Source organism: Spirillospora sp. NPDC046719 (genome assembly GCF_040645715.1).
In the GTDB taxonomy this organism is placed as follows: Bacteria; Actinomycetota; Actinomycetes; order Streptosporangiales; family Streptosporangiaceae; genus Spirillospora.
Window position 1 is genome coordinate 1 of the sequence record NZ_JBEYYT010000020.1, and the last position, 13,326, is coordinate 13,326.

The following is a 13,326-nucleotide window of genomic DNA, read 5'->3' on the forward strand; positions in this document are numbered from 1 at the left end:
GTCCATCGCGAAGCGACGCCGAAGGCGCCCTTGACTTTGGAGGGGCGGCCCCGTACGCCAGCGCCGCCCCCACCGCCCGATATCCCATCTCCCCGATATCCCATGGCCCGGCGCCTGACCGTCGCCATACCTTTACTCGGACTGGCCGGTTTCGAGCTTCTCATAATCGTAGGTCATGCCGATTCCGAGGGTGCTCTGCATTGGAAGGAGTCCGGTGCCGACGATGTCGAGAACGATAGGCATCAGCAAGTCCGCCAATTCCTTCACCTCGCCGGACGTGAGCAGATCCCACGGACCAGCGGCGAGTTCGTCGGTGCGCTTCTCGACCGCCGCGCGAACCCGGACGCCCTCTTCGGTAGCGGTGACTGCCGCAGCGCTCGCTTGACCGACACGCCCGGGCGCCGCCGCCCCCTCCGTCCCCGCCTCGCCCACGTCGCCCGCCTCGCCCGCGTTGCCCGGCTCGCCCGCCTTTTCCCCAGCCGCTTTCTCATCCGCCCGCACCAGCCCGCGAGCGGCGAGACGGTCACGAGCGGCGTTCCACTGCTCGACGGTCCACTGCCGGCTGGCGAACACTTCGGCGGGAGCGGCACCCACCGCGGCGTGCGAGACCAGCGCCTCGGCGGGACCGATGTCATAGGCCCGGAGCGCCGCTATGTGGCCGTCGCCGCGGTGCTCGCGCAGGATGGTAGCGGCCTGCCACAGCACCATGTGCGGCTCGTCCGGCCAGGGCAGTGCGGCGTTGGCGGCGGCCATCGGCCGATCCGCCACGTCCGCCGCCTCGGCGACTCGACGCGCCGTCTGGGCAGCTTGCCGCAGTTCCGGTGAACCGATCCGATCGCCCAGGATCCGGCGCAGCACCCGGTCCATGGCGCTACGGCGCGCGGCCAGAACCTGCTCGGGCGTTGCTGTTTGCCAGGCCGCTGCCATGTACCGCTCGACCATCTCCGGGTTGAAGCTGTAGAAGAGCTCGCTCACCGTCTGCGGGTCCACCGCTCCCAGGGGAGCGGCCCGGTACGGGAAATAGCTCGGCCAGCGCTCGTCGACGGCATATCCCAAGGCCGCAGCCTCTTCGGAAGCCTCGGGCGCGTAGTACAGGACGGCATGGACGGGCTCCAGCAGCTGCCACATCTGCCGGACGGTGCTCAAGTCATGATTCATGGCCATCTCCGTCACCTCAAACTCCCCGCTGCCGCTCCCCGCTCGTGGAGTCACGGCTCGCAGCGCAATCTTGTCACTGTCTAGATCCGGGTACAGCTTCACCTGCGAACGCGAACTTGTCAATGCCTAGTTCTGGCGACGGCGCCGCCGCTCAGCCCTCCGAGGCGCGGCGAAGAAGAGTCCGGACGTCCTCGACGTACACCAGGCGCCGGAACGGAACCCTCCGGTACCTGATCGGGAAGCCGAAAGAGGCCCGCTCACCCGTCCGATGCTCCACGAGCACGCGGACCTCCCCGTCCAGAACCGGCAGTTCACGGTAGAGAAGCCCTACGAGCACGCCGAGGCAACCCCAGGTACGGGACGGCAGCGCATTCCCATAGACCAGGGCGGCGCAACGACACGTCCGTGCCTTCGCGTGAACGGCAGGCCAGAACGAGTCCTCACCCCGGAGGCGGTCCCAGTCCACAGCGAGGTCCTCGTGCGTAGGCTTCTGCACTCGCACCTGGCCCTGATCACGGGCCCCGCCCCCGTCCCGGCTTCAACCGGCGCTCCCGCGACTGAGCACTCGCCGTCGAGCCGTCCAAGACGACCCACCGCAGCGGGACGCCCCGAAAGCGACCCCACTCCCCCTGAGCCGTCCTCAGAGCAGCGAGCAGAACCTGGACGACATCTCCCCTGGCCTCCGCAGAAAAGACGTCCAGCTCCCGCACAGCGGTCAGGAGATGCGGTCGAGGATGAGGGGATGGAGGTCGGGCGTTCCGTTCTCTTCGATGGAGAACGCACCGTCCAGCGATTCCAGCGCGCGCGCGAACCGGGACTCGTCGTCGGCGTGCAGCGTCAGCAGCGGCTGCCCAACCGTGACGCGGTCACCCGGCTTGGCGTGGCACGTGATCCCGGCCGCGAACGACACGGGGTCCTCCTTGCGCGCGCGCCCGGCGCCGAGACGCCACGCGGCGACGCCGACACCGTAGGCGTCCAGACGAGTCAGCACACCGGACGACGGCGCCGCGACGACATGGTTCTCCCGCGCGGACGGCAGCGCCGCGTCCGGGTCGCCGCCCTGAGCGCTGATCATCCGGCGCCAGACGTCCATGGCGGACCCGTCCTTCAGCGCGTCCGCCGGGTCCTTCCCGGAGACGCCGGCGGCGGCCAGCATCTCCCGCGCCAGCGTGAGCGTCAGCTCCACCACGTCGGACGGCCCGCCCCCGGCCAGCACCTCGACCGACTCCGCGACCTCGACGGCGTTGCCGACCGCGTTGCCGAGCGGGCGGTCCATGGCGGTGAGCAGGGCGACCGTCCGCAGCCCGTGATCGGTGCCGATCGCGACCATCGTCTCGGCGAGCTCCCTGGCCGTCTCCGGTGTCTTCATGAAGGCGCCGGAGCCGACCTTGACGTCCAGGACCAGCGCGCCCGTCCCCTCGGCGATCTTCTTGGACATGATCGAGGACGCGATCAGCGGGATCGACTCGACGGTCCCGGTGACGTCCCGCAGCGCGTACAGCTTGCGGTCGGCGGGGGCGAGCCCGCTGCCGGCGGCGCAGATCACCGCGCCGGTGGAGCGCAGCACGTCCAGCATCCCGGCGTTCGACAGCGACGCGCGCCAGCCGGGGATGGACTCCAGCTTGTCCAGGGTGCCGCCGGTGTGGCCGAGGCCCCGCCCGGACAGCTGCGGGACGGCCGCGCCGCACGCCGCGACCACCGGCGCCAGCGGCAGCGTGATCTTGTCTCCGACGCCTCCGGTGGAGTGCTTGTCGGTGGTCGGACGGTCCAGCGCGGACCAGTCCATCCGCTCGCCGGACCGGATCATCGCCTCGGTCCAGCGGGCGACCTCGGCGCGCGTCATGCCGTTGAGCAGGATCGCCATCGCCAGCGACGCCATCTGCTCCTCGGCGATCTCGCCGCGCGTGTAGGCGTCCACCGCCCAGTCGATCTGGTCGGCGGTGAGCGTCCCGCCGTCGCGCTTGCTGCGGATGACGTCGATGGCGTCCACAGTGTCCTCTCAGTTCGGAACGGAGCCCCTGGGGCCGGACCTTGGCCGGACTCGGTCAGGACTTGGTCGGCCCCCACGGGTGAGGGGTCGGGGCGTCAGGCCCGGGTGATCAGGTCGTCGGGGCCGAAGGCGTCGGGCAGGACGTCCGACATGGGCAGGATGCCGCGGACGGTCTCCAGCAGCGTCTGGGCGCCGCCGTGCTCCCACAGGAGCTGGCGGCAGCGCCCGCACGGCATCAGCGGGTCGCCGTGCCGGTCGACGACCGAAACCGCGACGAGCCGAGGCGACCCGGTCTTGCCGGGCCCGTGCAGCGCCGACACCAGGGAGCATTCGGCGCACAGCCCGACGCCGTACGAGGCGTTCTCGACGTTGCAGCCGGTGATGACGCGTCCGTCGTCCACCAGCGCCGCCGCTCCCACCGGGAAACCGGAGTAGGGCGCGTACGCGCGCTCCATCGCTTCCCGCGCGGCGGTGCGCAGGGCAGGCCAGTCGATATCGGTCATGCACCCATGATCTCTCAGGAAGGCACCGGGTCAGCGGGTCGGCGAGCCTCGCAAAACCGAGCCAGCGAGCCTCGCGTCGCCGGGCAAGCAAGCCTCACCACGCCAGCTCAGCAAGCCTCACCACACCAGCACAGCAAGCCTCACCACACCAAGCCTCACCACGCCCAGCACAGCAAGCGCGCCGCGCCAGGTCAGCAAGCCTCACCGCACCAGGTCAGCGAGCCTCACCGCGCCGGTACCGCAGGCCGTCGGCGGCGGGCATCCGCAGCCGCTGGCTGGCGAGCGCGAGGACGAGCAGCGTCGTCAGGTGCGGGCTGAACGACACGAGCTCACCGGGGACGGCGTCGCTCAGCAGGAACCAGACGAGCAGCGCCGCCGCCGCGACCAGCGACAGCACCGCGCCGACGTAGGCGCCGCGGACCTCGCGCCGCCCGAGGTCCGTCACGACCTGCGAGCGCAGCCGGTTGGCGCGCACGCCCTGCCACACCGCGACCCCGATGAGCAGGATCGTGACGAACAGGAGCAGCGCGTGCACGGACTGGCCGCCGCCGCGCACGTTCATCGCGTCGGTGTAGCCGAACAGCAGCGACCCGGCGGCGAGCCCGCCCGGACGCCAGTTCCCGAAGATCATCGACGCGAGGCCGATGTAGCCGCGTCCGCCGGTCTGCCCGTCCTGGTAGAGGGTCGCGGCGACGGTGACGAGGAACGCGCCGGCGAGGCCGGAGAACCCGCCCGAGATGATGACGGCCGCGTACTTCATCCGGTACACGTGCACGCCGAGGGACTCGGCCGCGTACGGGTCCTCGCCGCAGGACCGGATCCGCAGCCCGAACGGAGTTTTCCACAGGATCAGGAAAGTCAGCGGGATCAGCAGCAGGCAGACCACGGTGAGCAGTGACAGCCCGTTCGTCACCCCGCGAAGGATGCCCGCGATGTCCGACACCAGGAACCAGTGGTGGTTCTCCAGCGAGCCGAGCCAGTCGGGGCTCTCCCAGCCGCCGATCTTGCCGCCGGACAGCACCGGCAGCGTCAGCGTCTTGATCGGGTCGATCGGCGGCGACTGCCGCGGCCCGCCGCCGAGGTCCTTCGCGTGCCCGCTGTTGAAGATCAGCCCGGCGAGGAACTGGGTGAGGCCGAGCCCGAGGATGTTGATCGCGACACCGGACACGATGTGGTCGACGCCGAACGTGACCGTCGCGACGGCGTGCAGCAGCCCGCCGAGCGCGCCGCCGAGGATGCCGAACAGCACGCCGATCCAGGGACCCCACTGGTAGCCGGCCCACGCCCCGGTCCAGGTCCCGAGGATCATCATGCCCTCGAGCCCGATGTTGATCACGCCGGAGCGTTCCGCCCACAGCCCGCCGAGCCCGGCGAGGAAGATCGGCACGGCCAGCCGGAGCGCCGCGCCGACCGTCCCGCTGGAGGTGACGTCGTTCGCGCCGTCGATCACCCGGACGAGCGACAGCAGCACCAGCATCCCCGCCGCGATCAGCAGGTAGTGCGGCCAGCGCAGCCGGAACTTGCCGTTCCCCGCCTTCGCCGGCGCGACGGTCTCGGTCGCGGTCATGAGGTGCTCCCAGCGGCCTCGCGGGCCAGGTCATGGCCGGTGGCGAGCTCCGCGGCGACGGACCGCTGCTGCAACCGGATCTCCCAGCGCCGGACGAGCTCGTAGACGATGACGACGGTCAGCACGACCACGCCCTGCATCACCCCGACGATCTCCTTCGGGACCTCGACCTCCTGGAGGATGTCGGAGGTCTGGTCGAGGAAGGCGAACAGCAGTGACGCGAGCGCGATCCCCGCCGGATGGTTGCGGCCGAGCAGCGCGACGGTGATGCCGGTGAAGCCGAGGCCCGCCGGGAAGTTCAGCGAGTAGTCGTAGGACTCGCCGAGCAGCCCCGGGATGCCGATCAGCCCGGCCACCGCACCGGACGCCACCATCGTGATCACGATCATCCGCTTGGCGCTGACACCGCTGGCCTGCGCGGCGGACGGGGAAAGCCCGGAGATCTTCAGGTCGAACCCGAACCGGGTGTAGTTGATGACCACCCAGAACACGACGCCGACCACGATCGCCAGGGGCAGCAGCCCGTACACCGCGCCGGGCAGGTCGATGCCGATCGCCGACAGGAAGCCGTTCAGCGGCCCGACCCGTCCCGAGTGCGGGATGGTCGCGGTCGCGACGTCGTTGCTGTTCGGCCGGGGCTCGGCGAGCCGCTTGTCGTTCAGCAGGTAGGCGATGACGCCGGTGGCGATCGCGTTCAGCATGATCGTCGACAGCACCTCGCTGACCCCGCGGGTCACCTTCAGCACGCCCGCGATCGCCGCCCACAGCCCGCCGACCAGCACCGCCGCGACGATCACCAGGATCTGCCCGAACGGGGCGGGCAGCGAGACCGCGCCGCCCAGCGCGGCGGCGAGGAACGCCGCCAGCCGGTACTGGCCGTCCACGCCGATGTTCAGCAGCGCCATCCGGAAGCCGATCGCGACCGCGACCGCCGACAGGTAGTACCGGGTGGCGCGGTTGATGATGTCGACGATGGAGTGCTGCTGCGTGCCGTAGTCGACCATGCTCTGCACGGCGCTGACGGGGTCGGCGCCGGTCAGCCGGAGCAGGATCATCGTGATGCCGAGCGAGATCAGCAGCGCGAGGATCGGCGCGCCGATCTTCAGGCCGAGCCCGGTCGGGCCGAGCCCGCGCAGGACCGCCTTCCACGACGGCACCGGCTCGGGCCCCGCCTTCACCGGCCCCCCGCGCTCCGAAGGATCGGGCTCAGCCGGCTTGGGAACCTCCACCCGCCCCGCCCCGGAGCCCGCACCGGCCCCGGACGCAGCGCCGGACGCGGACGCCCCGCCAGCCCCGGAAGCCGCACCCTGCTCGGACGCCGCACCAGACTCGGACGCTGTGCCGGGCTCGGAGGCCGCGTCTGGCTTGGGCGGTGCATCCGACTTGGGCGCCGCGCCAGGCTTGGGCGCACCACCAGACTCCGACGCTGCGCCGGGCTCCGTCCCCGCGCCGGGCTCCGATGCCGTGCTGGGCTCGGACGCATCACTGGATCCTGAAGCCGCACCGGCCCCGGGCGCTGTGTTGGGGTCGGATGCCTTGTCGGGCTTGGAAGGCGTGTTCTGGTCGGAGGGCGGGGTGAGGGGGTCGTTCGGGTCCGGGGTGTCGTTCGGGCCGGTCATGACGGGTCCCCGGCGCCGGTCATGGCGGAGCCGAGCTCCTCCGGGGTGACCGTCCGCGGATCGACCTCCGCGACCAGGCGGCCCCGCAGGATCACGTGCAGGGTGTCGGACATTCCGATGAGTTCCTCAAGATCGGCGCTGATCAGCAGCACGGCGAGCCCGCCGGCGCGGGCCTGGCGCAGGTAGTCCCAGATGGCGGCCTGGGCGCCGACGTCGATGCCGCGGGTCGGGTGCGCGGCGATCAGCAGCCGCGGCTCGCCGGACATCTCCCGCCCGACGATCAGCTTCTGCTGGTTGCCGCCCGAGAGGGCGGCGGCGGGCACGTCGATGCCGGGCGTCCGGACGTCGTACTCGCGGACGATCCGGGTGGTGTCGCGGCGGGCGCCGCGCCGGTCCACCCAGGGGCCGCGGACGTTGGGGCGCTGCGTCTGGTGGCCGAGCACCCGGTTCTCCCACAGGGTGGCCTCCAGCACGAGCCCGTGCCGGTGCCGGTCCTCGGGGATGTAGGCGATGCCGGCCTCGCGGCGGCGCCGCGTCGGCCAGTGCTCGATCTCCTCGCCGCCGAAGACGATCGTCCCGGCGTCCGCGGACCGCAGGCCCATGATCGCTTCGATCAGCTCGCTCTGCCCGTTGCCCTCGACGCCGGCCAGCCCGACGATCTCGCCGCGCCGGATCCGCAGCGAGACGTCGTCGACGACGGGACGGCCCTCGGGGGTGAGGACCGTGAGCCCGCCGACCTCCAGCTGGACGTCCTCGGTGACGGTCGAGTCCCGCAGCTCCGGGGTGGGAAGCTGCGAGCCGACCATCAGCTCGGCGAGCCGCCGCGAGGTGACCTCGGACGGGTCGAGCCGCGTCGCGACGGTGGTGCCGCGGCGGATCACCGAGATGGTGTCGGCGACCGACAGCACCTCGTCCAGCTTGTGGGAGATGAACAGGACGGTGAGGCCCTCGGCGCGCAGCTCCCGCAGGTTGCCGAACAGCTCCTCGACCTCCTGCGGGACGAGCACGGCGGTGGGCTCGTCGAGGATCAGCACGCGGGCGCCCCGGTACAGCACCTTGAGGATCTCGACGCGCTGCCGCTCCCCGACGCCGAGCGTCTCGACGAGGACGTCGGGGTCGACGCGCAGCCCGTACGCCTTCGACATCTCGCGGATGCGGGCGCGGGCGGCGTCGAAGTCGATGCGGCCGCGCAGCCAGCCCTTGGCGCGCGGCTCGGCGCCGAGGATGACGTTCTCCAGCACGGTCAGGTTGTCGGCCAGCTTGAAGTGCTGGTGGACCATGCCGATGCCGCGGGCGATCGCGTCGGCGGGGGTGCGGAACGACACCGGCTCCCCATCGATCTCGATGGTGCCCTCGTCCGGCCGCTGCATCCCGTACAGGATCTTCATCAGCGTGGACTTGCCCGCGCCGTTCTCGCCGCAGAGCGCGTGCACCTCGCCGGGCTCGATGCTCAGGTTGATGTCGCGGTTGGCGACGACGCCGGGGAACCGCTTGGTGATCGATGTCAGCCGCACGGCCGGCACCTGGTCAGGCACGAGTGCCCCTCCTCCTGCCTCGGGATACGCGGCCGGGGCGCGCGCGCCGGGCGGCGTCGCGTCGGCGACGCACGGCCCGGGCGCGCGCGCCCGGCCGGGAGACGGTCGGGGGGGGCGGGGCCGGGGGGGGGCGGGGCCCCCCCCCCGGGGGCCGGACGGCGTCGCCGAAGGCGGGCACCTTCCCGGCCGGGACGCGGTGTCCGATCTCCTCGGCGAACCGGCTGGAGACGATGCCGCCGAACACCGCCATCCCGGCGGCGGTGCCGAGCATGCGGGACGCGAACACGCCCGAGCTGGCGGCGCCGAGGTCGCGCCTCGGCGCCGCGTTCTGCGCGATCAGCATGACGACCTGCTGCGACAGCCCGGCCCCGAAGCCGAGGACGGTCATGTAGACCCCGGCGGTGACGAGGCCGGTGCGCACGTCCATGGTGGCGAGCAGGGCGACGCCGACGGCGCTGATCGCCATGCTGGCGGCGGGCAGCCGGTGGTAGCGGCCGGTCCGCGCGATGTACCGGCCGGCGCCCATCGAGGCGGCCAGCAGGCCGGTCATCATCGGCAGCAGCAGGAGCCCGGACTCGGTGGCGCCGACTCCCCCGACGACCTGGAAGAACATCGGCAGGTACGTGGCGAGGCCGAAGCCGGTCGCGCCGCCGACCGCGGCGACGGCGCACGCCACCGCGAACGACCGGTCGCGGAACAGCCGCGGCGGGATGATCGCCTCGGCGGCGCGGCGCTCCACGAGCACCCACGCGGCGAACAGCACCGCGGAGCCGGCGGCGAGCGCGAGGACCTCCGCCGAGTCCCACGCGTACCGGGTCCCGGCCCAGCTGGTCAGGAGCGTGAAGCAGGTGACGGCGGCGCCGAGCAGGGCGATGCCCGCGTAGTCGATCCGGGGCCGCCGGTCCGGCTTCGGCAGCCGCAGGAACGCCAGGGTGATCGCGGTGGCGGCCAGCCCCAGCGGCAGGTTGACGTAGAACGCCCACCGCCAGGACGCGTGGTCGGTGAGGAAGCCGCCGACCAGCGGTCCCGCGATGCTGGACACCGCGAAGACCAGCGCCGAGTAGCCCTGGTAGCGGGCCCGCTCGCGCGGTTCGAACAGCTCCCCCGTCAGCGCGAACATCGAGCTCATCAGGCACCCGGCGGCCGCCCCCTGGACGACGCGGAACGCGATCAGCGCGTCCATCGACGGCGCCGCCCCGCACGCCGCCGAGCCCGCCAGGAACCCGATCAGCCCGATGAGCAGGACCGGGCGGCGGCCGAACAGGTCGCCGAGCCGTCCGGACAGCGGGACGGTGACGCTCGTGGCCAGCACGTACGCGGTGGAGACCCAGGCGAGCCGGTCCAGCCCGCCGAGGTCGCCGACGATCGTCGGCAGCGCGGTGCCGAGGACCGTCGCGTCCAGGGACGACATCAGCCCGGCGAGCATCAGGCCGCCGAACACCAGGACCCGGTGCCGGTGGCTCATGCCCGCCGGCGCGTCTTGGACGATCGTCATGTGCACCCCTCATTCATATGCTTAAGACATGTAGATGCTAAGCACAGCAATATGAGGGATGCAACCGGACTAGACTGGGCGGCATGACCGACGAGGCACTGGACGCCGTCGAGCGGAACATGGTCAAGCTGCGCCGCGGCATGTCCCGGCAGCGGCTCGGCAGGGCGGCGATCCGGGACCACAACCTGCCCGTCGACGTGCAGGTCCTGCACGTCGTGGACGTCGTGGACGAGGGTCCCGACGGGCCCGGCCAGGAGATGAGCGTCGGCCTGGTCGCCACCCGCCTCGGCGTCGACGCCTCGCGCGGCAGCCGCATCGTCGCCGAGGCCGTCAAGTCCGGGTACGTCCGCCGCGTCGCGTCCCAGGAGGACGGCCGCCGCATCCACCTGGAGCTGACCCCGGCGGGCCGGTCCGTCGTCGAGGCGACCCGCCGCACCCGCCAGGAGCACTTCGCCAAGGCCATGCGCGACTGGAGCGACACCGAGCGCGCCGAGTTCGCGCGCCTCCTCGCCCGCTTCGTCGACGGCTACGAAGGCTGATCGCGACGGCGATTTGGCCGGTCCATGACCCTCCCGGAAACGGTCCGCTACCGTTCGTGACTAATGTCGGGAGTATGAGCGCCGACGCGGACCTCGATCGGATCGTCGACGCCGCCACCCGGCTGTTCGCCGAGCTCGGGTTCGACGGCACGTCGCCGCGCCTGATCGCGGACGCGGCGGGCGTCGACCCCGCCACCGTCGACCGCCTGACCGGCGGCAAGACGGAGCTGTACCGGGAGGTGATGCGCCGCGCCACCGACGCCGAGAAGGCGGCGGTCGGCGGCGCCGCCGGCGGCTTCACCCCGACCCGGCAGGGCGTCGAGCGGCTGCTGGACGAGTACCTCGACTTCTACTCCGCGCACCCCGAGTACCTGGGGCTGTGGCTGCACCGCCGGACCGGCGACGCCGCCGACACCGCCGACCTGGAGGAGCAGTACGTCCGGCCGCGGCTCGGCGGGATCGTCAAGGCCCTGCGCGAGGCGGTCCCCGACGACGTCGACCTCGACCTGACGATCTGGACGATCCCCTGGGTCATCTCCGGTTTCCTCAGCCAGCGGGCGCTCGGCACGCGCGCGGAGGGGGAAGAGGAGGAGTCCGACGGCCCCTACCGGAACATCTCACGGGGCGAACTGGAGCGTTTCCGCGCGCACCTGCACATGCTCCTCGAACGGATGCTCACGCTGCCCGACGGCCCGGACCGCTGACCTCAGGGCAGGACGACCGGTTCGAGCCGGGGCCGTTTCGCGCTGCGGCCGTCGCCCGACGAGCGTCCGCGCAGCCGCCGCACGACCCACGGACCCATGAACCTGCCCGCCCAGGCGGCCTCCGTGCCCGCCCGGCGCCACGCCGGGACGGGCGGCAGCGGCGGGAGCGCGTCGGACCAGGACGCGTGGCCGCCGGGCAGGCCCAGCGCGTGGGCGGCCGCCGCGGCGATGCGCGCGTGCCCGAGCGGGCTCGCGTGGATGCGGTCGGGGCTCCACAGCCGCGGGTCGGTCGTCACGGGATGCGGGAACGTGTCCACCACCAGGGCGCCGTGCCGGCCGGCGGCCGTTCGGATGCGCTCGTTGAGGTCGACCACCCGCGGCCGCAGGTGCCGCACCAGCGGCGCGATCTTCGCGACGTCGGGGAAGGTGAACGTGACCACCCGCGCCCCGGCGCCGGTGAACGCCGACAGCATCGCCTCCAGCTCGGCGGCCACGGCCCGCGCGTCGAAACCGGGCCTGACCAGGTCGTTCATCCCGGCCATGACGGTGACCAGGTCCGGTTCCAGGGCGAGCGCCGCCTCGGTCTGCTCCGCCCGCACGCCCGCCGCGAGCCGCCCGCGCACCGCGAGGTTGGCGTAGCGGAAACCGGCGTCCCGCGCCGCGAGCAGCTCGGCGAGCCGGTCGGCCCATCCGCGGTACCCGGTCAGCTCGTCGCCGTCGTTGAGGCCCTCGGTCTGGCTGTCCCCGACCGCGACGTACCGGAGGTACCGCATCAGCCGACCCGCTGCCTCAGCACGGCCAGGGCCCATTCGCCCCACCGCTCGTTCTCGCGCTCGAACGCCAGGCCGCGCATCAGCGTCAGGTAGGGGCCGACGCGCTCGGCGTGCGCGAGGAACTCCTCCTCGGTGCGGCCGCCCAGCAGCCGCGCCTGCAGCCGCTCGAACCGGGCGATCTTCGCCCGCGCCCACTCCACCCGCTCCTCGACGGCGGAGCGCACGCCCTCGGCGTCCCCGGCGTCGACGGCCTGCACCATGACCATCATCTCGTCGCGGATCGCGCCGGGGCGGGGCGGACCGGCGGTGAACTCCCGCAGCTCCCGCCGCCCCTCCTCGGTCAGCGAGAACAGCCGCTTGTTCGGCCGCCGCTCCTGCTCGACGACCCGCGCCTGGACCAGGCCGTCCTCGCGCATCCGGTCGAGTTCCCGATAGAGCTGCTGCGGGGTGGCCATCCAGAAGTTGGCCACCGACGCGTCGAACCCCTTGGCCAGGTCGTACCCCGACGCCTCGCCCTCCAGCAGCGCGGCCATCACCGCATGACGCAACGACATGCCCCGACGATAACCCCGCGCGATTACTCAAATTGTTGACTACCCCCAGATGTGATCATCACCACGCCCTCATGCGGGCGGGCGGCGGGTGGCGGTGACGGCGACGGTGGCGTAGGGCATGGTGAAGGCGCCGCCCAGCGCGTCGATGGCGGCTCCGACCTCCTCCAGCACCTGCGCCACGTGGTCGGCGGGGAGCCGGGTGAGCGAGCCCTGGGTGGGCATCTGGTCCAGCCACTCGTCGCGCGTGTAGGTGTGCTCCCACTCGAACCGCCACCGCTCGGGGGCGGAGAATCCGCCTGCCTCCGCGATGCCGCCGGCGGCCTTGTCGAGGATGGGCTCGTAGCCGTCCAGGCCCTGCCGGGCCGCCTGCATGTTGAACGGCGAGTCGGGCGCGACGCGCCGGTAGACCGCCACGAAGGCGTCGACGATCTCCGCGGGGAGCTCCATGGCGTGCCAGAACACGGCGAGGCGGCCGCCGGGGCGCAGCACGCGGGCGGCCTTGGCGGCGCCGGCGACCGGGTCGACCCAGTGCCATGCGGTCCCCGCGACGACCGCGTCGAACATCCGGCCGGCCGGGTCCCAGTCCTCGATCGTGGCCACCTCGACCTCGATGCCGGTGCCGCGCGCGAACGCGGCCATCCGCGCGTCGGGCTCCACGCCCAGCACCCGGCACCCCGCCGCCTGGAGCTGCCGCGCCTCGATGCCGGTGCCGCAGCCGACGTCGAGGACGTCGCGGCCGGGGCTGCCCGCGACGATCCGCTCGATCAACGCGTCCGGGTAGCGGGGGCGGGTGCGGTCGTAGCGCTCGGTGTCGGCGCCGAACGACTCGGCCACCTCGCGGTACTGGTGGGGGGCGGGACGCGGAGGCTCCGGCGGTAGAGTGGTCATG

The 13,326-nt window shown here is 72.4% G+C and carries 13 protein-coding genes; 2 read left to right on the plus strand and 11 right to left on the minus strand.

The genetic code is table 11. From position 1 onward, the window contains the following. Positions 1-132: 132 nt before the first annotated feature. The 8 genes from ABZ914_RS05935 to ABZ914_RS05970 all read right to left on the minus strand — a co-directional run bounded on the left by ABZ914_RS05935 (position 133) and on the right by ABZ914_RS05970 (position 9,867). On the minus strand, positions 133-1,164 hold the full coding sequence (locus ABZ914_RS05935; protein WP_500191999.1) for an SCO6745 family protein: 1,032 nt from the start codon (positions 1,162-1,164) through the stop codon (positions 133-135). Between the two features lie 145 nt (positions 1,165-1,309). Then, positions 1,310-1,660 (minus strand): hypothetical protein, encoded by a 351-nt coding sequence (locus ABZ914_RS05940; protein WP_500191947.1) that lies wholly within the window; start codon positions 1,658-1,660, stop codon positions 1,310-1,312. Between the two features lie 213 nt (positions 1,661-1,873). Further along, entirely contained in the window at positions 1,874-3,148 is a 1,275-nt protein-coding gene (locus tag ABZ914_RS05945) for a thymidine phosphorylase (protein ID WP_500191949.1), read from the minus strand. A 95-nt stretch (positions 3,149-3,243) separates the two neighbouring features. Further along, positions 3,244-3,651, minus strand: a complete 408-nt coding sequence (locus ABZ914_RS05950) for a cytidine deaminase (protein WP_500191950.1) — start codon at positions 3,649-3,651, stop codon at positions 3,244-3,246. 214 nt (positions 3,652-3,865) lie between these two features. Next, positions 3,866-5,218, minus strand: a complete 1,353-nt coding sequence (locus ABZ914_RS05955) for an ABC transporter permease (protein ID WP_500191951.1) — start codon at positions 5,216-5,218, stop codon at positions 3,866-3,868. Further along, positions 5,215-6,396 carry an ABC transporter permease gene (locus ABZ914_RS05960; protein ID WP_387021604.1) on the minus strand — a complete coding sequence of 394 codons (1,182 nt, stop codon included), beginning with the start codon at positions 6,394-6,396 and terminating at the stop codon, positions 5,215-5,217. The genes ABZ914_RS05955 and ABZ914_RS05960 overlap by 4 nt, the downstream gene beginning before the upstream one ends. A gap of 437 nt (positions 6,397-6,833) precedes the next feature. Continuing rightward, positions 6,834-8,372, minus strand: coding sequence for an ABC transporter ATP-binding protein (locus ABZ914_RS05965; protein WP_500191953.1), 1,539 nt, complete (start codon positions 8,370-8,372; stop codon positions 6,834-6,836). Next, complete coding sequence (locus ABZ914_RS05970) at positions 8,365-9,867, minus strand: MDR family MFS transporter (protein ID WP_500191954.1); 1,503 nt, start codon at positions 9,865-9,867, stop codon at positions 8,365-8,367. The genes ABZ914_RS05965 and ABZ914_RS05970 overlap by 8 nt, the downstream gene beginning before the upstream one ends. Positions 9,868-9,950: 83 nt before the next feature. Here ABZ914_RS05970 and ABZ914_RS05975 point away from each other — a divergent pair, with 83 nt between their 5' ends. Next, positions 9,951-10,406, plus strand: coding sequence for a MarR family winged helix-turn-helix transcriptional regulator (locus tag ABZ914_RS05975; RefSeq protein ID WP_433154168.1), 456 nt, complete (start codon positions 9,951-9,953; stop codon positions 10,404-10,406). Positions 10,407-10,480: 74 nt separating this feature from the next. Then, positions 10,481-11,110, plus strand: a complete 630-nt coding sequence (locus ABZ914_RS05980) for a TetR/AcrR family transcriptional regulator (RefSeq protein ID WP_500191955.1) — start codon at positions 10,481-10,483, stop codon at positions 11,108-11,110. A gap of 2 nt (positions 11,111-11,112) precedes the next feature. Here ABZ914_RS05980 and ABZ914_RS05985 read toward each other — a convergent pair whose 3' ends face one another. The 3 genes from ABZ914_RS05985 to ABZ914_RS05995 all read right to left on the minus strand — a co-directional run bounded on the left by ABZ914_RS05985 (position 11,113) and on the right by ABZ914_RS05995 (position 13,325). Beyond that, on the minus strand, positions 11,113-11,883 hold the full coding sequence (locus tag ABZ914_RS05985) for an SGNH/GDSL hydrolase family protein (protein ID WP_500191956.1): 771 nt from the start codon (positions 11,881-11,883) through the stop codon (positions 11,113-11,115). Then, on the minus strand, positions 11,883-12,437 hold the full coding sequence (locus ABZ914_RS05990; protein ID WP_190856344.1) for a PadR family transcriptional regulator: 555 nt from the start codon (positions 12,435-12,437) through the stop codon (positions 11,883-11,885). The genes ABZ914_RS05985 and ABZ914_RS05990 overlap by 1 nt, the downstream gene beginning before the upstream one ends. 69 nt (positions 12,438-12,506) lie before the next feature. Beyond that, positions 12,507-13,325 carry a class I SAM-dependent methyltransferase gene (locus ABZ914_RS05995; RefSeq protein ID WP_500191958.1) on the minus strand — a complete coding sequence of 273 codons (819 nt, stop codon included), beginning with the start codon at positions 13,323-13,325 and terminating at the stop codon, positions 12,507-12,509. Position 13,326 lies beyond the last annotated feature (1 nt).